A 19,882-nucleotide genomic window follows, 5' to 3' on the forward strand; every position below is an offset into this window, starting at 1 on the left:
GCTTTTTTTATGGCTGCATTCTGTCTGAAAAGAAAGGTGGATACTGAGAAACCTCTCCTCTTTCGGCGGGTAAGAGGCTAACCTGATGTTGTTGAAGCATGCAGATAGGCCTCGTTTTGATTCACGTCAATTCGGGGCCTTTTTTTATGGCATGATTTTGCATTCGGTCGGAAAAAGGGGCGCTCGTGAATCCCTGCTCTCGCACCATGAGCCGGGAGCGAACTCCCGCCTGTGGGTTGCATTACCGTTTAGATTCGCAGGCCATGATGGCCTCAATCTTTTCGGTACCTAGTTTGGTGCGTAACTCCACATAGTTGTTACCGATGACCAGTAAAAGGATAATAATTCTTAAGCAGGTCATCACCACGTTCAGTACTTTTAGGGTTTGCGACATCATAGTCTCCGACTCTTGCCTTTCGGCGGGTAAGAGGCTAACCTGATGTTTCTGATGCATGCAGATAGGCCTCGTTTTGATTCACGTCAATTCGGGGCTTTTCTCTTTCTGTCATCCGCATACTTGCTACTGCAAACACTTAACGTATAAAACAAGACTTCATGCTCGGGACAAAAAGATCCAGAGCACCCGCAAGCAGTCTACGCTTATTTCTTCTGCAGAAAACGCCTAAAAGCATTATAAATCATATATTTAATAATAATTAATCTTGCTTGTTGTTAACTTTTTATCTTTTAATGAAGTTAACTGAGCAAATTAAATTTATTGCTTTAATGAATGAGGTAGGGCGCTGCATTCTGTCTGAAAAAGGCATGATTCGAGATATAAATCAGACATTTTTGTTTGGCATAGACTAACCTGATGTTGCTAAGCATGCAGATAGGCCTCGTTTTGATTAACGTCAATTCGGGGCCTTTTTTATGGCGTGATTTTGCATTCGGTCGGAAAAAGGGGCGCTCGTGAATCCCTGCTCTCGCACCATGAGGCGGGAGCGAACTCCCGCCTGTGGGTTGCATTACCGTTTAGATTCGCAGGCCATGATGGCCTCAATCTTTTCGGTACCTAGTTTGGTGCGTAACTCCACATAGTTGTTACCGATAACCAGCAAAAGGATAATAATTCTTAAGCAGGTCATCACCACGTTCAGTACTTTTAGGGTTTGCGACATCATAGTCTCCGACTCTTGCCTTTCGGCGGGTAAGAGGCTAACCTGATGTTGCTACGCATGCAGATAGGCCTCGTTTTGATTAACTTCAATTCGGGGCTTTTCTCTTTCTGTCATCCGCATACTTGCTACTGCAAACACTTAACGTATAAAACAAGATTTCATGCTCGGGACAAAAAGATCCAGAGCACCCGCAAGCAGTCTACGCTTATTTCTTCTGCAGAGAATATAATTATTAATATAAATCAGTAGGTTAATTTAAATCTAATGGCCGATTAATGGTTTAATTAACAAATTAATTTTCGCTGTAGAAATAAGAACGGCTTCTCCTAAGAGAAGCCGTAAATAGATTCACTAACTGTATTAATTAATATCGTAATTTTGACGTTCGATATTATTCCGCCAGTTTCTTACGCACCTTACTTACATCATCGGCCGATACTGCAGCGGCTTTATTACTCCAGCCTTGGCGGATAAAGGTCGAAAGCTGCGCCACTTCATCATCTGATAAACGAGCTTTAAAGCCCGGCATAGCCAGCGTTGACGGAGCTCGCGCGGTTGAAGGCTGCTGTGCACCTTGCAAAATAGTGTGGATCAGGCCCGTTGGGTCTTCCGCGTTTACGATAGTCGCCTGATCCAGTTCAGGGAATACGCCAGGCGCGCCCTTGCCCGTTACGAAGTGGCAGGCGGCGCAGTTGTCCAGATACAGGCGTTCGCCCTCGCTAAGATTTTTAGCCGCAGTCAGCTTGGTTTCGGTCGCGCTGGTGGCCTGCAAATTATCGGCAGGAACCGGCGGATTACCGCCCAGGAACTTCAAATACGCCGCGATAGCCTTGAGGTCGGCATCGGTCATATAACCGGTGCTATTTTCAACCACCGAGGTCATTTCACCGCCGACGGCCGCTTTGTCATTACGACCTTTACCCAGATAATCGACAATTTCCTGCTCGTTCCAATGCGCGATGCCGCGAAGAGAAGGCACGTCCCAACCATTGAGATTACCGCCGGAAAGGAATTTATCGTCACCGCTGTCGAGCGTTTTTTCATTCATGCCGAGGCCGCGCGGGGTATGGCAACTGCCGCAATGACCCAGACTTTCAACCAGATACGCGCCCCGATTGATTTCGGCCGACGCTCCGCCAATCGGTTTAAACGCTTTATCGGAGGTAAAGGCCCAGTTCCACAGCTTCATCCCCCAGCGCTGACTAAACGGGAAGCTGAGCTCGGTTTTGGCCGGCACTTCCGCGCTCGGTTTCACGCCCTGCATAAAGTAGGTGTACAGCGCGTGAATATCTTCATCACTGGTTTTGGCATAATCCGGATAAGGCATTGCCGGATACAGGCTGGTGCCGTCAGGTAAAATTCCTTTACGCACGGCGTCGGCGAACTGTTGTTCGGTGTAGTTACCGATGCCGTTTTCTTTATCCGGCGTGATATTGGTCGAATAAATAGTGCCCAGATCTGATTTGATTGCCAGACCGCCGGAAAAAGCCAGTTTACCCGGCAAAGTGTGGCAGGCGGAGCAGTCACCGAGGCGTGAAACATATTCGCCCTGTTTGATCAGCTGCGCGTCATCGGCCTGTGCCTGCGCCATAAAACCCGCGGCCATCAACACGGCGTGAGTAATGAAAATCGTCTTTAAATTCATCATCTTCATGTCACTTATACCTGTACCAGAGGGCCGGGATTTTTCAGATACTGTTCTTTAATCGCCTGCGCGGCCATCAGCGTAATGGCACCAATAGTATCGGTCGGGTTAGCCTGGAAATTCTGCGGGAAGGCATTGCCGCCCGGCACAAAGACGTTATGCACGTCCCAGCTTTGCAGATACTTGTTCAGCGCCGAGGTTTGCGGATTGTCACCCATCACCGCGCCGCCAACGTTATGCGTGGAGACATATTTGGTCAGGTCAAAGTGCGCATCCATCGGTAGGAAGCTTTCGCTGTAGCTGTCCGGATTCAACTCTTTGGTGATGTTACTCACGATGCCTTTCAAATACTGTTGCAGCTTAAGTTCGTTCTCTTTCCAATCGAAAGTCATGCGCAGCAGCGGATATCCGTATTCGTCCTTGTAATTCGGATCGAGGTCGAGATAAATGTCGCGATAAGACTGGCAGGTGGTGGTGATGCTGATTTTCATCGAATGGCCGTACCACTCTTCCATGCCTTCTTTCCAGCCGGTTCCCCACGTCGGCGTGCCTTTTGGCAGCGAAGTGCTGATCGGCGTGCCCGTAGCTTGCGAGCTGTGGATTTTGGCACCGCCGATGAAACCGAGTCTCGGACCGTCAAAGTTGCCCGGCGAAATGTCATTGATCATCTGGCCGGTCGCGCCTGCGGTAGCAAACGGATTAAAGTTTTTATCCTTAAAGAACAGCGTTGAACCGCCATTGCTTAGGAATGCATAGTTGCGGCCCACCACGCCTTCTTCGGTGATTGGGTTGTACGGCTTGCCGATGCCCGACAGCAGCATCAAACGCACGTTGCAGAACTGGAAGCTGCTCAGCACCACGATTTTCGCAGGCTGGAAGCATTCGTTGCCCTGCGCGTCCATATAGATGACGCCCTTGGCGGTTTTCTTGTCATCGTGCAGCACGACTTTCAATACGTTGGCATGAACTTCGTAGGAGAAATTATCCATACGTTTCAACGCGTCCATCACTGCCGTCTGCGGCGAAGCTTTGGAGTAGTTCAGGCAAGGATATTTACTGCAATAGCCGCAATAGTTACACGGCGCTATCTGGTTGCCGTACGGATTGGTCCACGCGCGAGAGACGCAGGCCGACGGGTTCGGGAACGGGTGATAACCCATTTTTTTGGTCACGTCGGCGAACATGCTGCTATTAAGAGTATCTTCCAGCGCAGGCAGCGGATAAGGCTCGGAGCGCGGGCCTTCGAACGGATCGCCGCCTTCCATGATTTTTCCGCGCAGATTGCCCGTTTTACCCGATTGGCCGCAGATATTTTCAAACTTGGTGTAATACGGTTCGATCTCGTCCCAAGTGAAAGGGAAGTCCATGATCCGCATGTCTTCTTGCAGGATCCCGGGCTTATAGGCCTGATCGGCATAGGTTTTAAGTTTGAGATCGGTCGGCGTCGGGCGAATCAATACGGCCGTCCAATGCAGGCCTGACCCGCCAACGCCCGTTCCCGGAGCGAAAGCGCCCCATTTTCGAGTGGGCAATGCCGTTTCACGCATGTTGTAGCGCACGGTAACGGCCGCTTCGGCAGGCGTTGCCATGACTTTATTTCTTACCGCGTAGGCGTATTCGTCCGCCGGTTTCGGGTAGGCAAACTCTTCATAGCCGCGATCGCCGCCGCGTTCCAGCGCGCGGACTTTCAATCCGGCCATCGCCAACTCGATACTCATCAGCGAGCCAGCCCAGCCCAGGCCGACAACAACGACGTCGACTTCTTCTTTGGTTACTTGTGCCATCTTTAATCCTGTTAAATCATCAAAAAACGCAAAGGGTCGTTTTGCCGGTTACGCGCGTGCGCCTGCCAGACTGACAGGGCCGAGCGGATAAGGGATGTTGTGCTGTTTGACCCATTCCGTGTAGCTGGCTCGCGCGCCCGGGAAGCCGATGGCAATCCAGGCTTTCATGCCTTTGTTGCCGCCGTAAATCGGGTCTGCGAGATAGCCGTGCTTGGTGTCGGAGAGCAGCTCGTTGAAAAACTGTGAAGCAACCAGCGACGCTTCACCCATCTGGGCAAACTGGACGCCGTTTTTCTGTAGCTGATTCAGAACGCTGTCTTTGTCCTGATCCGACAGTTCATGGAAGGCTTTTTGATGATTTTGCTGACACCAGCTGTTCGCCAGGCGAATGCCGATTTTGTAGATTTGCTGCGGGCGATACGGCAGCTGATAACCCATGGTGGCAGGCGCGTGTACGTTGAACGGACCTTGAAGATAGATCTCCTCGCCGAATTCGCCGTGCATTTGCTGGTCGATAAAAATGGGCACGTTGGTTTCCAGCGCGCCCGGCGCTTTGCCTTTGCCACCTGCGGGGATCAGGCGGTCGGCAGCGGCCATAATAAATTGCCACTCATCGGCGCTGAAAAATACGGGTTTATAATCGCTTAATTCGGGGGCGGCCATTTCCGCAGCTTGGGCAGCGGTTAAACCTTTTATCAAAATAGTACTGACGGGTAATGCCATTATTGACCCGAGTAAAAACTTACGGCGGGTAGTTTTCTTTTGAAGGAGCATAGCACGACGACTCTCACTGGCTTAAATGTTAGATGAGGGTTAATTATTATTATCACTTGGGTACAAAATTATAATATCACCGTTACATAAAAAATGAATATATAAATTCCCTAATCTTTGTATGGCCGGATATTTGTAGGCTTTCAAGGAATATAAAACCGGTTAGCACTTCCATTAATCTTATGATTATGAAAGATTTTTATTATGTGGCGCTAGGTTTTTACTTTCGGGGTAATCTAAAGTAATTAACGGATTACAGGCGTGCATAATAATTTCATAGCGAAACGTTGTGATATTAAATGATGTATTTGATAGCTAACATTTCTAACATAACAAACAAATAAGAGTGATTTTCATTAATTGACTAATATACAGGTTAACTTGAATGGGTGAATTAATGATACTGAACATTCTTGCTCATCGATTATTTAGGCATTTGTTTCAGTGAATGGTTGGGTGGATAGGGGAAATAGAATAGCCTAAGCCGCACAATGTTTTCACAGTATGCGGGTTAGGATTTTTGTTAAAAATCTCTTGCGGTAGGGATCTTGCGATAAGGGCTTGGCTAAAAGCACCGGGTAGAACCACGGGCTGAAAAGCGTTAAGCAGATTCGCGAACCACCAGCGAGAAGCCGATATCTACCACGTTTTCGGTTATCTCGAGGCCTTCGATTTTATCGGCCAGCATGGTTGCCGCCTGTTGACCGATACGGGATTTATCGACGCAAACGGTGGTGATAGCAGGGCGGTTGTGCGCGGCAAAGTTTAAGTCGGCAAAACCAATCACCTTGAGATCGTCAGGCACGCGCAAACCTTGCGCTTCCGCTTCCATAATGACGCCCTGCGCTAACGTATCGGAAGTGCAGATTATCGCATCGAAACGTTCACCGGCCTCAATCAGGCTGCGAAACGCTAGTCTACCGACTTCCATATTGGCTGGCGTTTGCACCGTTATCTCTTCAACTACGTTTTGCGGATGCTGACGTAATACCGCCGCTGCGCTGTTATTGCGTACCTGCGCGCGTCTGTCCGAAGCGCAAACCATGCCAAAGCGTGTGAATCCCTGCTCCAGAAAATAGTGGCCCACGGCCTGACCAATTTTTTCGTGTGAAAATCCGATGAGCATATCGAGCGGCGTTGGCGTGAGATCCCAGATTTCAACCACCGGAATATTGGCGTTGAGAATGATCCGTTTGAGCTCGGAAGAGTGATGAATGCCGGTAAGCACAATGCCGTCCGGGCGACGCGACAGCAGGGTAGCGACAATATCGGTTTCCGAATCGGCGTTGTAACCCACAATACACAACAGCATATGATAGCCGCGCAGTGCAAGTTCGTCGCCAATCGCCTGCACGGTATCGACAAACATATTGTTATTGATTTGTGGCACGACGACGGCGATGAGCTTGGTGCGTCGAGTCGTTAATCCGCCTGCCAACATGTTGGGAATATAGCCGGTGAGATTGACCGCCTCCATGACCCGCGCGATGGTCGTTGGACGAACCACTTTTGGATTATTCAGCGCCCGACTGACTGTCATGGGGGAAAGGCCTGCGGCTTTGGCAACATCCTCTAACGTGGGGGATCGCGATGGATTTTTGTTAGGATTTTTATCGTAATTCAATGCATTTTCCACAGGTTACTCAAGCCAACTTGCGTTGGAAATAGAAATGTTTGCGCAATCATTGCGCGATGTCCCCATAATATCCCTTCATTGAGTTAGGTTAAAGTGTTCAATTATTGTTACTAAAAATAATATTTGAGGTTAATAGCTAGTTTGCTATTTTTTAAACGTTTTTAGGCCCAGCGCGCTTCAGGTAAAAAAAAGCCCACCAATTGGCGGGCTTTCATTTTCGATAATCATAGCGTTCAAAAACATTGGCGTTCAAAAACAATGACGTTCGAAAATCATGACGTTCGAAAATCTATCATTCGGCGGTTTTATATCGCTCGAGCCAATGAGCGTAAGGGGCAGGCAACACCCACGATGGCTCGTCTTTTTCCAGCGCTTTGGCTGCCTGATAAGGCCAGTTCGGGTTAGCAAGATGCGCACGGCCAACCATAACCAAATCCAGCTGCTCGTTTTCGATTGCCTGATTGGCGATAACCGGAGAATCGATACCCCACGCAGAAGCCACGGCAATGCCGGCTTCATTACGCACGCGTTCGGCGATGGGCGCCAGAAAGCCCGGTGCCCAGGGAATATTTGATTCAGGCGTCGAGAAGCCCATGCTGACGCTGAGCAGATCCAGACCGCCCGCGCGGAATTTTTTAGTCAGATCGATAGCTTCTTCCAGCGTCTCTTCGTCACGACCGTCATATTCGATCACGCCAAAACGCGCGGTCAGCGGCAGGTTTTCCGGCCACTCTTTACGCACGGCGTCCAGCGTTTCAAGCAGGAAGCGGCTACGTCCTTCGGCGTTGCCACCGTAAGCATCCTGACGTTGGTTCGCGTGTACCGAGAAGAAACTCTGCGCCAGATAACCGTGGGCGAAGTGCAGCTCGATCCACTCGAAACCGGCATCGCGCGCGCGACGGGTTGCAGTGACAAAATCGGCCTTAACGCGCTCGATATCGGCCAGCGTCATCTCGTGCGGGACTTTCGGCAAGTTGGCACCAAACGCGACGGCGGAAGGGGAGATCGTTTCCCAGCCACGGCTGTCGCCAGCGGCAATGTGGTCGTCGCCTTCCCACGGCAGATTGGCGCTGGCTTTGCGGCCCGCGTGACCAATCTGGATCCCTGGAATAGCGCCAGCCGCTTTAATTTCTTTGGCGATTTGCGCTAATTTTTCAGCCTGATTTTCGTTCCACAGGCCGAGGCATCCCGGAGTGATGCGACCTTCTGGAGAGACGGCCGTGGCTTCGACAATCACCAGACCCGCGCCGCCGCGTGCCAGACTAGTGTAATGCACGCGGTGCCATTCGTTAGGCACGCCGTCAACGGCGCTGTATTGGCACATCGGTGGAATAGCAATTCTGTTGCGAAGGGTGACGTCTTTCAGCTTGAAGGTTGAAAATAAACCGGACATATCAATTCTCTGAGTTGATTGGAAAACATCCTGCCATCATGCGCCAACCGGGAGGGTTTTGGATTGCCAATCGGTGCTGTCATCTTGCGGAGAGGGCGCTTGCAGAGGATTTTCGAATGGAAACGAATCAGCCCGATAACAACGGTTAAGTCATTATCGGGCTGGCTAAGTATTTAAAAATCAGGTCGTCTTTATTTGTAAATCAGACCTTAGAACTTAGAACTTATAGCCTAGAACTTGTAGCTTAGGGAAATCGACGCATTGCGCGGTTCGCCGTAAACAATATAGTTGCTCAGGTTGGTGTAATAGGTTTTGTCGAACAGGTTATTAATGTTGACCTGCGCCGACAGCTCCGGCGTTATCTGGTAGCGAGTAAACAGGCTGAACAGCGCGTAGCTGCCCTGATAGATGCGCACGCTTTCGCCTGAAACGCCGGTCGTGTCCTGATAAGTTCTGTTCTGCCAGGTTGCGCCACCGCCCACGGCAATATCCTGCGGGATAGGCAGTTTATAGCGGGTAAACAGTTTGAACGAGGTGCGCGGCAGGTTAGTGCTGACGCCGTTGTTGTCGCCGTCTTTAATGCTGTAAGTCGTGCCGCCGAAGGTCATTTTCAGGTTGTCGGTGACTGCGCCGTTAACCTCGAATTCTACCCCTTTGCTGACGGTTCCCTGCGCTGCGTAGTAAGCCTGATCGCCAGTGCCCGCCACAAATTGGCCGTCGATGGTTTGCGCGAGGTTGTCCTGCTCGATGCGGAACACTGCTGCCGACGCTGTCAGGCTGCCGTTGTACCAGTCGGATTTAACGCCGGCTTCATAGGCTTTGCCCGTGATCGGGTCCAGCAACTTGCCGCTCGTGGATTGATAATCCTGCGGTTGGAAGATAGACGTGTAGCTGGCGTAGGCAGACCAGGTATCGTTGATGTCATACACCAGACCCGCATAAGGTGCGATGTTGTTTTTCTCGTAGCTGGCGCTGCCTTTGAAAGCGCCAGACTCTTCGGCGCTCCATTTGGTATAGCGCGCACCTACGATCAAATTAAGCGGATCGGCCAGCGAGAATCGGGCGGCGCTGTAGGCTGATTTCTGACGGATAACTTCGCCGGAATAGGGGGTCATGTCGGCCCATTGAGGATCCGCCATCGAGCCATCCCAATCGTTGAGATTGCCAATCTGGTCTTCATCAAAGGCGGTGGTGGTCGCCATATAGCTGTTGTTTTGACGGCTGTACGTCACGCCTGCGATCAGTTCGTGCTGGCGTCCAAACAGCTGGAACGGTCCGCTGGCCATTGCGTCGACGGAGTCCAGCTTACGTTTGCCGAGATACCAGCCGCCGTAACCCGTTGCGCCGATGCCCGTGGTTTTGTTCGGGAAACCGTCGATATACATCAGCTTGGAGTCGAAATTGGTTTCGGCGTGGGTCCCGTTTACGCGCAGGTTCCAGCCGTTATCGAACTGATGGGTCAGATCGGCAAAGACTTTTTTGGAGTCTATATTATAGTGCGCCCAGTCTGGAGCCGGATTAAAGCTGCGCGAGAAGTTGGTTTTGCTGCCGTCCGTGTACCAGGTCGGAATGCCGCCCCACGTCGAGCCACGCACGCGGCTTTCCTGATAATCGTAGCCAACGGAAAGCTTGGTGTTGTCCGTGATATCGGCATCGACTACACCGTAAACGAAGCGTTTAATTGATTTGTAATTATCGAGATAGGAATCTTTGTCCTGATAACCGGCGACCACGCGTGCGCGCACGGTGCCTGAATCGTTAAGCGGGCCCTGAACGTCTACCACGCTGCGGCGCTTGTTCCAGCTGCCGTAAGTGCCGGTCACGTTGCCGGTCCACTCTTTGCTGTCGGCGTGTTTGCGCACCATGTTTACGGAAGCGGATGGATTGCCCGCGCCGCTCATCAGGCCCGTTGCGCCGCGAACGACTTCGATACGGTCATAAATGGCGGTATCTTCGGTGGAATCACCAAAGTTCCACGCGCCGGTCACGTTGGTCGGCACGCCGTCAAAGGTGTAGTTATTGATTTCGAAGCCGCGAGAGTAAAACTGCTGGCGTTCGCTGTCGGAAGATTGGCTGGTCACGCCTACCGTTTGATCTAAAACTTCGCCAACGCTTTGTAAATCCTGATCTTGAATACGCTGTTTGGTGATCACGCTGACCGACTGCGGAACGTCGCGCGGTGCCAGCGTCAGGCCGGTGCCTGCGGTCGTGGTTTGCACCTGATAGGCGGCACCGCTGTTTTCCGGCGTGGTGGTATTCGGATCATCGGAATTGGCGCTCACCACGATAGTGTCTGATTTTGCTGCCGTTTGTTCCGCTGCGAAGGTGTTGTGCGTATAGAGTGCAGAGCCGATAAGAACGGTGAGCACCGACAGAGTCGCTTTCCATTCTGGCTGATTCACTGCGATTTTATTGACGTGATGACCACTATTTTTTGACGCGCGTACAGACATGACTTACCCCTGAATACAGAAAGTTTTAGCTTTCAAAAAAGCTGAGTTTTTTTTAAAAGATTGCTTGCGAGCAGAATGGGTTTGGGACCAATAAAACTTTTTTATTAGAATTTTTTTTACTGCTTAACACGGCGGTAGAGATTAACAATTTATTTTCGAAATACAAACGAAAATCATAATCATTTATATTTTAAATAAACGGAAATTTTAGATTTGGAATCTAAAGGCAATTTTCTTTAGATCTAAATCTAAATCTTTAAATTCAAATTCAGGTTCAACTGCATGCGCTCCGCTTACTGCGCGGCGGCGCAGACCGCCCAAAAGGTATGCCAAGGCGCATACCCTTTGGAATCCCGCGCCTTTTTTTCCACAGCTGCAACTTGAGGACTACAAAGGGAGATCTTTCCAGGCACATTGGTAAGTGGCGTTGGTCGCGGCGCTTCGCGCTTCCCTCGCTACGTTCACAAGCCAAAAACGTCTTGTTCATCTCCGCTCAGCGCCGCCCCGATTCCGCCAATTACAGCACCTAAAGCAAGGGCGGAAACTCTTAGGCGGTCAAGGACCGATCGCTCAGGGCTTGTTGAGGTAATCAGCAACATCAGATAAAAAATCAGGAAAAAATCAGTTTTAATTTGCACGAATACTCGTCTAAAAGTTTGGGTTGCCCGATAAAAACAAAGAATTTTAATCTTGGAGGGATCGGTCCTTGACCGCCTAAGAGTTATCGGTTTTTCTTTTTAGCTATTATTGGCGGGATCGGGGCGGCGCTGAGTGGAGTGATTTGAGACGTTTTTGGCTCAAATCCGTAGTGAAGGAACGGCGAAGCCGCGCGACCTACGCCACACGCTGTGATAACTGGAAAGATGTAACTTTTTAGTCCTCAAGTTACAGCTTTGGAAAAAAAGCGCGGGATTCTCAAGGGTGTTCGCTTAGGAACCTCCTTGAGGCGGTCTGCGCCGCCGCGCAGTAAGCGGAGCGCATGCAGTTGAATTTGAAACCGTTAATGCTCGGTCAGGCTTCAGCAACGCGCAGTAAGCGAAGCGCATGCTTTTGAACGTGAACGTGAACGTGAACTTGAACTTAAATTTGAAATTAAAAACTAAATATAAATCTAAAAAATTTTGTCGCTAAAGACCTGATTTTAAAATTAAAAACAATTTGTCATTAAAGACCCATTTCCTCTTTAAAAGATGAAATTGAAAATAACAAACATTGATGTCATTATTGCGCCGCTTCAGCCGGCAGCATGCCAAAAAATCACCATTTCATCACTTTGCCGACCTCCAGTTGAATGTCAATTTGTCGAGCCGGTGACCGCGCCCGGGGCCCTCCCAGCGTAGAATATTCCTGCTTATTGCCGTGCCCCTTGGCACACCCTCTTACTTAACCGTTTGAGAGTCCTGTAATATGAAACAGTTAAAAATAGCAGCAAGCGCCTCCGTGGCATCCCATCTCGACACCCCGCGTGGCGTAGTTAGCCTCGACGACGCGGACTATACCGACATTGCGGCGATAGTGATTTCCGTGGATGACCTGAATAACGGCAGGCTGGCAGCCGTCGAAGCCCTGGGATTTAGTATCCCCGTGTTTGTTGCTGTACAGGGTGCAGAACAGGTTTCGCCACACTATTTGCCGTCGCTGAAAGGCGTTTTTGCGCTTGCCGACGTCAATCAGGCTTTTTATGGCGCACAACTCGAAGCCGCCGCCGACGAGTACGAGCAGGGGTTATTCCCGCCGTTTTTCGACACGCTGAAAAAGTATGTCGAAATGGAAAACTCGACCTTTGCCTGTCCGGGACATCAGGGCGGCGAGTTTTTCCGTCGTCATCCAGCGGGTCGTCAATTTACTGAATTCTTTGGCGAAAACATTTTCCGCGCCGATATGTGCAACGCCGACGTTAAGCTGGGCGACCTGCTAATCCACGAAGGATCGGCGAAAGATGCCCAAAAGCACGCGGCCAAAGTGTTTAGCGCCGATAAAACGTATTTCGTGCTCAACGGCACCTCGGCGGCCAATAAGGTCGTGACCAACGCGCTGCTGACCCGTGGCGATCTGGTGCTGTTCGACCGCAATAATCACAAATCAAACCACCACGGCGCGCTGCTGCAAGCGGGCGCGACGCCGGTGTATCTCGAAACGGCGCGTAACCCGTTCGGCTTTATCGGCGGTATCGACGCGGCCTGTTTCGAAGAAGAGTATCTTCGCCAGCAGATTCAACAGGTTGCCCCAGAGCGCGCGGAAGAGAAACGTCCGTTCCGACTGGCGATTATTCAGCTCGGCACCTACGACGGCACCGTTTATAACGCCCGTCAGGTGGTGGAGAAAATCGGCCATCTGTGTGATTACATTCTTTTCGACTCGGCGTGGGTCGGCTATGAGCAGTTCATCCCAATGATGAAAGAGTGCTCGCCGCTGCTGCTGGAACTTAATGAAAACGATCCGGGGATTATCGTGACCCAGTCTGTGCACAAGCAGCAGGCCGGTTTCTCGCAAACTTCGCAGATCCATAAAAAAGATAATCATATCAAAGGCCAAAAGCGCCATTGCAGCCATAAAAAGCTCAATAACGCCTTTATGATGCACGCCTCGACGAGCCCGTTTTATCCGCTGTTTGCCGCGCTGGACGTTAACGCGCGCATGCACGCGGGCGGCAGCGGCAAGCATATGTGGATGGAGTGCGTGAAGCTCGGCATCGACGCGCGCAAAATGCTGTTAAATCAGTGTTCAATGATTCAGCCGTTTGTGCCGCCTACAATTGACGGCAAGCCGTGGCAGGATCACGACACCGAACAGATGGCCAGCGACGTGCGCTTCTTTGATTTCGTGCCGGGCGAACGCTGGCACGCCTTTGCGGGTTACGCCGAGAAACAGTACTTTGTCGACCCGTGCAAACTGTTGCTGACTACGCCGGGCATCGACGCCAGCAGCGGGAAATATACCGAATTCGGTATTCCAGCGACCATTCTTGCCAACTATTTGCGCGAGAACGGCATCGTGCCGGAAAAATGCGATCTCAACTCGATTCTGTTCCTGCTCACGCCAGCCGAAACGCCGGCTAAAATGCAGCATCTGGTGGAAGAAATCGCCCGTTTCGAGCGTTATATCCAAGAAGATGCCTTACTGAGCGAAGTATTGCCGACCGTGTATCGCAAAAACGAAGAACGTTATCGCGATTACACTATTCGCCAGCTGTGTCAGGAAATGCACAATCTTTATGTCAGCTTCGATGTTAAAGAGCTGCAAAAAGAGATGTTCCGCGAGAAGGGCTTCCCGCAGGTGGTGATGAACGCTCAAGACGCGCACAGCGAATTTATTCGTGACAACGTCGAGCTGGTGGCGATTAGCGAAGCGGAAGGGCGAATTGCGGCAGAAGGCGCGTTGCCTTATCCACCGGGCGTGCTTTGCGTGGTGCCGGGCGAACTCTGGGGCGGCGCGGTGCAGCGCTACTTCCTGGCGCTGGAAGAGGGCATCAATATTTTGCCGGGCTTCTCGCCAGAATTGCAGGGCGTTTACGTCGAGAAAAAACCGGTCGGCTGGAAGCGCGTCATGGGTTATGTGATCGCTGAATAAACGGCTGAAAACTTAGGTTATCAGGTCGATAATAGAGACGGAGCCTTCGCGCTCCGTTTTTTTTCGCCTGCTTTATCGCGCCGCGTTTACTCTTTTTCGTCGGGCAATTTATGGCCTGTTATCGTGTCAATAAAGTTTGGATAACAGGCGCCCAGCACGCCCGCGACGAGTACGTCGTTAATCTGTATCCGCATTTCAGCATCGAAATATTCGCCAAACGCGCTCTCCAGCGACGCGCTGATTAATAGCGGCGTATTCATCAAAGTTGAACGTGCTGCCAGCGCGTTGAAAAGGGCGTCAGCGAGGTATTTTTGATCGGGTAAAGCGCCAAAAAATTTGCCTTCAAATCTTTGACCATTTTGCAGCGCGTGTAATCCGCTGAAAACATAGGTATCTAAAGCCTCACCCGCCGTATTCATGCCTGCGCGTACCACGTTATTAAGCGCCAGAATTTCGCTGGACACCGTATTTCCCACCGCCGCCGCCGCGCCCGACGGCGAAGCGTATAAACTCATCGCCATGCTCACGCCAATCTGATTAGGCACGTAAAGTCCGGCGGTAATCAGCGTGCTTTTTTTCTGTATCTCTGAAGTGGGCGTCATTCTCAAGCACGTTTGTAGCCCCTCGCGCAGCAAACTGTAGCCTTGAAAAGCGACCAGCGTTGACGTCAGCCCGCTGAGCACACCGGTTGAAGCGGCGGCAATTAACGACGCCGAGGAGATTAAAATATTGAAGCCGCGCGCGAATCGCGTGACGGAGGTTTCCGTGCCTTGCCAATGGTCGCGCAGACCGCCGGCAATGTTAAGTAAGACCGGCAAAAGTGCGGCGACGGAAGCCAATGCCGATCGCTGGCTTTTACTCGCGCCACAGTTATTCAATGCAGATTCAAGCTCGTAGGCGATAAGTTGTCGCGCAAGCGTTGGAATGCCCACGCATAGCACGGCCCGCGCCGCGTAATTAAGGATCACCTGACAATGGTGCGACATCCCATTCAGACCATTATTCACGATGGTTAACAGTTTCATTAATCGCGCCCAGCATCCGGGCGTATCCCGCTGATTTGACTCGACATCAGTCAGCGACGAGGGCAACCCGCGAAGCGCTGTTTCAAGTTCGTGATGCATGGGCTTTTCGTTGTCGAAAATATAACGCGCGGCCTGCTGCTGAAGATGTTGCGCGTCGACAGGCTGTTCGTTCACTAACTCGCTGGCTTGCTGTTCAGCCGAAAGCAAAATGAGGTCGAGCGCTTTCAGGGCATCGGCAATTTCTTTATCGCAAGGCTGCTGGAGTGCCGTAAAAACCTGCTCCGCCAGCCGCTGCTGGTCTTCAGGTGTAAATTCGGGCGCGTCGGGTCTATAGCTAGAGCTTGGTTGAGAGCATTCAAGCGGAGGCGCGGAGGGGGCGGGGCGATGAAAGGCAGAGGAAACGTTATTTAGCATTATTAAAAATCCACGGAGCGACCCTACAGAGGACTGATAGGGAAAAGTGAAAGCGTAGAGTAAGTAAAAACGCTATCTGCCGATGAATTTGTACATTTCGCTCAAAAATAGGCTGGTCATGATCAAATAAGACAAAGTGCAGGCATAAAAAACGGAGACTCCGAAAAGTCTCCGTTGAAAGTTTTAAACAGCAAAGGTCAGTTAGTCGGTACGTCGATAACTTCTCTGCGTATTGTTCACCTTATAAAGGTAGCGTCGCGATTCGCCCGATGGATGGCGGTTAATCAGCGTCTCGTAAACGTCGCCCGGTGCCATGTTGTTGATCAGATCAAACGCCCGCGTTTTGTCACTCGAGAAGACGCGCAACACGCTGCCCGCGCCGCCGTTATAGGCCGTAATCACTGCATAACGTCTTGAGGTCGGGTTAGCGATGCCTGCCAAATATGAGTTCTGCAGAATCGCCAGATACGCCGTACCGGTATTGATATTATTCGCCGGATCAAACAGATAACTACGGCTCGGCGTGCCCCAGTGGCCTTCTGATTTAAACACATCAGCACCGGCGGTGCGCTGTACGACCTGCATCAGTCCCAGCGCATCGGCATTACTGACCGCATACGGGTTAAAGGCCGATTCGGTTTGCATAATCGCCAGGATCAGCGACTGATCGACGCCATATTTCGCTGCGGCTTCACGAACCAGCGGCAGGTATTTGTGCGCACGTTTATCCAGGTGGTTTGGCACCATCTGAATGGTCACGGAGTAGATAATATGCAGGCCGGACTGGCGCTGCTGCAGCTTGTATTGCAGCAGATAACTGGCGAAGTTTTCGGCGCGTCCCTGCCAGCGAATCGGTTGTCCGGTGTTATCCAGCACCTGCCCGTAAAGCATCGGCTCTTTACTGATCTGAATGTCGTTGGCGTCGGAATAAAGGTCAACTCCGCTGGCATCTTCGCCGATAAGCAGGGTTTTTACGATAGCCAGACGCAGCTTGCCGACAGGATCGGTGCCTGAAATGGTTTCGAGCGTGATAGTACCCGAATCAAAGTTGATGTGGCTGCGGGTTTCATACTGATCGCTATATTTTACATAGTCTTTAGGTCCGGCGATCAGAACCTCATTAATGCCCCAGATGTTCTCGATGTTGTGGGCAAATTGGCCCATCAAAATGTCAAAACCGTTGGTATCTTTGACGTAATTTTCGTTAAACGGATTTTTTTTACTGCTCGAACAGGAAATCAACAAAGGTGCGATAAGCAGCAACGCTAAAATTTTCTTCATCTTAATAGCCGTATCGGGATGAAAAATAGGGCCGCTATTCTGCTAACGAGTAACGGAAATAGTGGCCCCAATAATCTAAAGATATTATTCGGAAGGCGGGGTATAACCTTCAATATGAACATCATGGCCTTCAAACAGGAAATTGATCATTTCCTTTTCCAGCAGCTTGCGGTCTTCAGGATTCATCATGCTTAATTTTTTTTCGTTGATGAGCATGGTTTGCTTCTTCATCCACTCGGACCAGGCTTCTTTAGAGATTTCGTTATAGATGCGTTTACCCACTTCGCCCGGATAAAGCTGGAAATCCTGACCTTCTGCTTCTTTATTCAAGAACGTACAAAAAATTGTCCTGCTCATACTCGCTTCCTCTTTTATGGCCTGCTGACTCGTCAGGGTAAAATAATGGCTATCGCGGCAGCGCTTTTGCCAACTGAGCCAAAAGGCGTTCAACCGGCGCGGCCAGCCCGACAGACTGTGGCTGCGCTAAGTTATACCAGAGACCCGAGCCTTCATCCATGCAACCCGCTGCGGAGTCGATATTAATCCACATTGGCACAATATCCAGATGGAAATGACTGAAAGTATGCCTAAAAGCGATTTCTTGTTGCATTGCGGTTCGGGAAACGGCGTATTTTTTACTGCCGGCAATCAGCTCGTCTTCGCTGGAAAACTGCGGGAAGCAGAATAGGCCGCCCCATAATCCGACCGGCGGTCGCTGCTCGAGCCACACTTTATCGCCCTGTTGAATCATCAGCATGAAGGCGGTTTTTTCCGGCAGCGTTTTCTTCGGCTTTTTGCCCGGATAATTGGCCCAGCTATGATTGGCGTAAGCGACGCAGCCAAAGTTTAGCGGACACAGCTCGCATTTCGGGCGCGAACGGGTGCAAACCATCGCGCCGAGGTCCATCATCGCCTGATTAAACTGCTGAACGCCCTCGGCAGGCGTCACGTCTTCACTGATTTTCCACAGTTTATTTTCGACCTTTTTCTCGCCCGGCCAACCGTCAACGGCGTAGCAACGGGCCAGCACGCGCTTCACATTGCCGTCGAGAATAGGATAGTGCTGACCCAGCGAAAGCGACAGAATTGCGCCCGCCGTGGAGCGACCGACGCCCGGCAGCGCGTTAACTTCTTCAAAGGTGGTCGGGAAAACGCCGTTATGTTGTGCCACAATAGTCTGCGCGGCTTTGTGTAAATTGCGGGCGCGGGCGTAGTAACCCAAACCGGTCCACAGATGCAGCACTTCGTCCAGCGGGGCCGCCGCCAACGCGCTGACGTCCGGGAAATTCGCCATAAAGCGTTCAAAATAAGGAATGACGGTCGCAACCTGCGTTTGTTGCAGCATAACTTCCGAAAGCCAGACTTTATAAGGTGTTTTTTCGAGCTGCCACGGCAGGGTCTTGCGACCATAACGTTGATACCAATCGAGTACCGCAGGCGCGAAGCGATGCGCGTCCATCATGGGCGTATTACCTATCCCGAAGGGGGTTGAAAATGAGGCTGAGGATTGCAGCATACCGGCACTGCGCTGTAAACCGGATCTTTGCATGACTTGCCCCTATTTATCGACAAAATTGCCGTAAAGCAGCGGATTTTAAACGATCGCTTGCTAAACGTGGGTATCTTTGGATAATGCGCCTTTCCCTAAAATTATCGCCAGACAGATAGAAAGCACTATGAAAAATGACGTCATTTCACCGGAGTTTGATGAAAACGGTCGCGCGATGCGCCGTATCCGCAGTTTCGTGCGCCGCCAGGGCCGCCTGACCAAAGGTCAGCAACATGCGCTGGACAATTTGTGGCCGGTGATGGGCGTTGAATATCAGTCGCAGCCAATCGAGCTGGCTTCGCTGTTTGGTCGTGAAGCGCACACCGTTCTGGAAATTGGTTTCGGGATGGGCACCTCGCTGGTGACCATGGCCCAGCAGCATCCCGAGCAGAATTTTATTGGTATCGAAGTCCACTCTCCGGGCGTCGGTGCTTGCCTGGCGACGGCTCAGGAAGAGGGTGTCGATAACCTGCGCGTGATGTGTCACGACGCGGTTGAAGTGCTCGAAACCATGATCCCCGACGGTTCTCTGGACATGGTGCAGCTGTTCTTCCCCGATCCGTGGCACAAGGCGCGTCACAATAAGCGCCGCATCGTGCAGACGCCTTTCGTGGAGCTGGTGCGCCGTAAATTGAAGCTGGGTGGCGTGTTCCACATGGCAACCGACTGGGAACCTTATGCCGAACACATGCTCGAAGTGATGAGCGGCGTTGAAGCTTACGGCAATCTGTCGGCAGAGGGCACCTATGTGCCTCGCCCGGAATCGCGCCCGGTAACCAAGTTCGAAATGCGTGGTCAGCGTTTAGGCCACGGCGTATGGGATCTGATGTTTGAGAGGAAGCAATAATGGCCAAGAATCGTAGTCGTCGTTTACGTAAGAAGTTACACATTGAAGAGTTCCAGGAGCTGGGTTTCTCGGTAAAATGGCGTTTCCCTGAAGGCACCGACGTCGATACCATCGACCAGTCTCTGGATGCATTCATCGAAGGCGCAATCGAGCCAAACAAGCTGGCCTTCGACGGTAGCGGCTATGTTCAATGGGAAGGCCTGATTTGCCTGCAGGAAATCGGTCGCTGCACCGACGAGCATCGCGAAGTAGTGAAAAAATGGTTGGAAGACCATAAAATGCAGGACGTTGAAGTCAGCGAACTGTTTGATATCTGGTGGGATTGATCCTCACTTAGAGTCATCTAAAGCGCCTTCTTGGCGCTTTTACTCTTTTTAGAGCACGATAAAG

Annotated in this window: 16 protein-coding genes; 3 read left to right on the forward strand and 13 right to left on the reverse strand. The window is 51.1% G+C overall.

The features are described 5' to 3' along the window. Positions 1-241: 241 nt before the first annotated feature. From SC206_RS07640 to SC206_RS07680, 9 genes are all read right to left on the reverse strand, one after another. Entirely contained in the window at positions 242-454 is a 213-nt protein-coding gene (locus tag SC206_RS07640; RefSeq protein ID WP_332735764.1) for a hypothetical protein, read from the reverse strand. A 514-nt stretch (positions 455-968) separates the two neighbouring features. Beyond that, a complete protein-coding gene (locus SC206_RS07645; protein ID WP_332735766.1) occupies positions 969-1,124 on the reverse strand; it encodes a hypothetical protein in 156 nt (51 codons plus the stop codon). 388 nt (positions 1,125-1,512) lie between these two features. Next, entirely contained in the window at positions 1,513-2,727 is a 1,215-nt protein-coding gene (locus SC206_RS07650) for a c-type cytochrome (protein WP_332735845.1), read from the reverse strand. Positions 2,728-2,780: 53 nt separating this feature from the next. Then, a complete protein-coding gene (locus SC206_RS07655; RefSeq protein ID WP_332735768.1) occupies positions 2,781-4,550 on the reverse strand; it encodes a GMC family oxidoreductase in 1,770 nt (589 codons plus the stop codon). A 48-nt stretch (positions 4,551-4,598) separates the two neighbouring features. Next, positions 4,599-5,324, reverse strand: coding sequence for a gluconate 2-dehydrogenase subunit 3 family protein (locus tag SC206_RS07660; RefSeq protein WP_332735770.1), 726 nt, complete (start codon positions 5,322-5,324; stop codon positions 4,599-4,601). Between the two features lie 601 nt (positions 5,325-5,925). Next, the gene (locus SC206_RS07665) at positions 5,926-6,948 is read right to left on the reverse strand and encodes a LacI family DNA-binding transcriptional regulator (protein ID WP_332735772.1); all 1,023 of its coding nucleotides are present in this window, start codon (positions 6,946-6,948) and stop codon (positions 5,926-5,928) included. Between the two features lie 304 nt (positions 6,949-7,252). Further along, positions 7,253-8,353 (reverse strand): NADH:flavin oxidoreductase/NADH oxidase, encoded by a 1,101-nt coding sequence (locus tag SC206_RS07670; protein ID WP_332735773.1) that lies wholly within the window; start codon positions 8,351-8,353, stop codon positions 7,253-7,255. Between the two features lie 230 nt (positions 8,354-8,583). Next, positions 8,584-10,806 carry a ferric-rhodotorulic acid/ferric-coprogen receptor FhuE gene (gene fhuE / locus SC206_RS07675; RefSeq protein ID WP_332735775.1) on the reverse strand — a complete coding sequence of 741 codons (2,223 nt, stop codon included), beginning with the start codon at positions 10,804-10,806 and terminating at the stop codon, positions 8,584-8,586. 461 nt (positions 10,807-11,267) lie between these two features. Further along, positions 11,268-11,444 carry a hypothetical protein gene (locus SC206_RS07680; RefSeq protein ID WP_332735777.1) on the reverse strand — a complete coding sequence of 59 codons (177 nt, stop codon included), beginning with the start codon at positions 11,442-11,444 and terminating at the stop codon, positions 11,268-11,270. A 769-nt stretch (positions 11,445-12,213) separates the two neighbouring features. Between SC206_RS07680 and speF the strand changes: the two genes are divergently transcribed. Further along, positions 12,214-14,376 carry an ornithine decarboxylase SpeF gene (gene speF / locus SC206_RS07685; protein ID WP_332735779.1) on the forward strand — a complete coding sequence of 721 codons (2,163 nt, stop codon included), beginning with the start codon at positions 12,214-12,216 and terminating at the stop codon, positions 14,374-14,376. Between the two features lie 86 nt (positions 14,377-14,462). Here speF and SC206_RS07690 read toward each other — a convergent pair whose 3' ends face one another. The 4 genes from SC206_RS07690 to mutY form a co-directional block, all read right to left on the reverse strand. Then, complete coding sequence (locus tag SC206_RS07690; RefSeq protein WP_332735781.1) at positions 14,463-15,815, reverse strand: hypothetical protein; 1,353 nt, start codon at positions 15,813-15,815, stop codon at positions 14,463-14,465. Positions 15,816-16,016: 201 nt separating this feature from the next. Beyond that, positions 16,017-17,096, reverse strand: a complete 1,080-nt coding sequence (mltC, locus tag SC206_RS07695) for a membrane-bound lytic murein transglycosylase MltC (RefSeq protein ID WP_332735783.1) — start codon at positions 17,094-17,096, stop codon at positions 16,017-16,019. An 84-nt stretch (positions 17,097-17,180) separates the two neighbouring features. Beyond that, entirely contained in the window at positions 17,181-17,453 is a 273-nt protein-coding gene (locus SC206_RS07700) for an oxidative damage protection protein (RefSeq protein WP_332735785.1), read from the reverse strand. Between the two features lie 49 nt (positions 17,454-17,502). After that, complete coding sequence (gene mutY, locus SC206_RS07705) at positions 17,503-18,612, reverse strand: A/G-specific adenine glycosylase (protein WP_332735847.1); 1,110 nt, start codon at positions 18,610-18,612, stop codon at positions 17,503-17,505. Between the two features lie 160 nt (positions 18,613-18,772). On the opposite strand from mutY, the gene trmB reads away from it, so the two are divergent. Together trmB and SC206_RS07715 are read left to right on the forward strand one after the other, a co-directional pair. Then, complete coding sequence (trmB, locus tag SC206_RS07710; RefSeq protein ID WP_332735787.1) at positions 18,773-19,492, forward strand: tRNA (guanosine(46)-N7)-methyltransferase TrmB; 720 nt, start codon at positions 18,773-18,775, stop codon at positions 19,490-19,492. Beyond that, positions 19,492-19,818 (forward strand): YggL family protein, encoded by a 327-nt coding sequence (locus SC206_RS07715; RefSeq protein ID WP_332735789.1) that lies wholly within the window; start codon positions 19,492-19,494, stop codon positions 19,816-19,818. The genes trmB and SC206_RS07715 overlap by 1 nt, the downstream gene beginning before the upstream one ends. Positions 19,819-19,882: the final 64 nt, after the last annotated feature.

The sequence above is a fragment of the Rouxiella sp. T17 genome, assembly GCF_036663475.1.
Taxonomy (GTDB): Bacteria; Pseudomonadota; Gammaproteobacteria; order Enterobacterales; family Enterobacteriaceae; genus Rouxiella.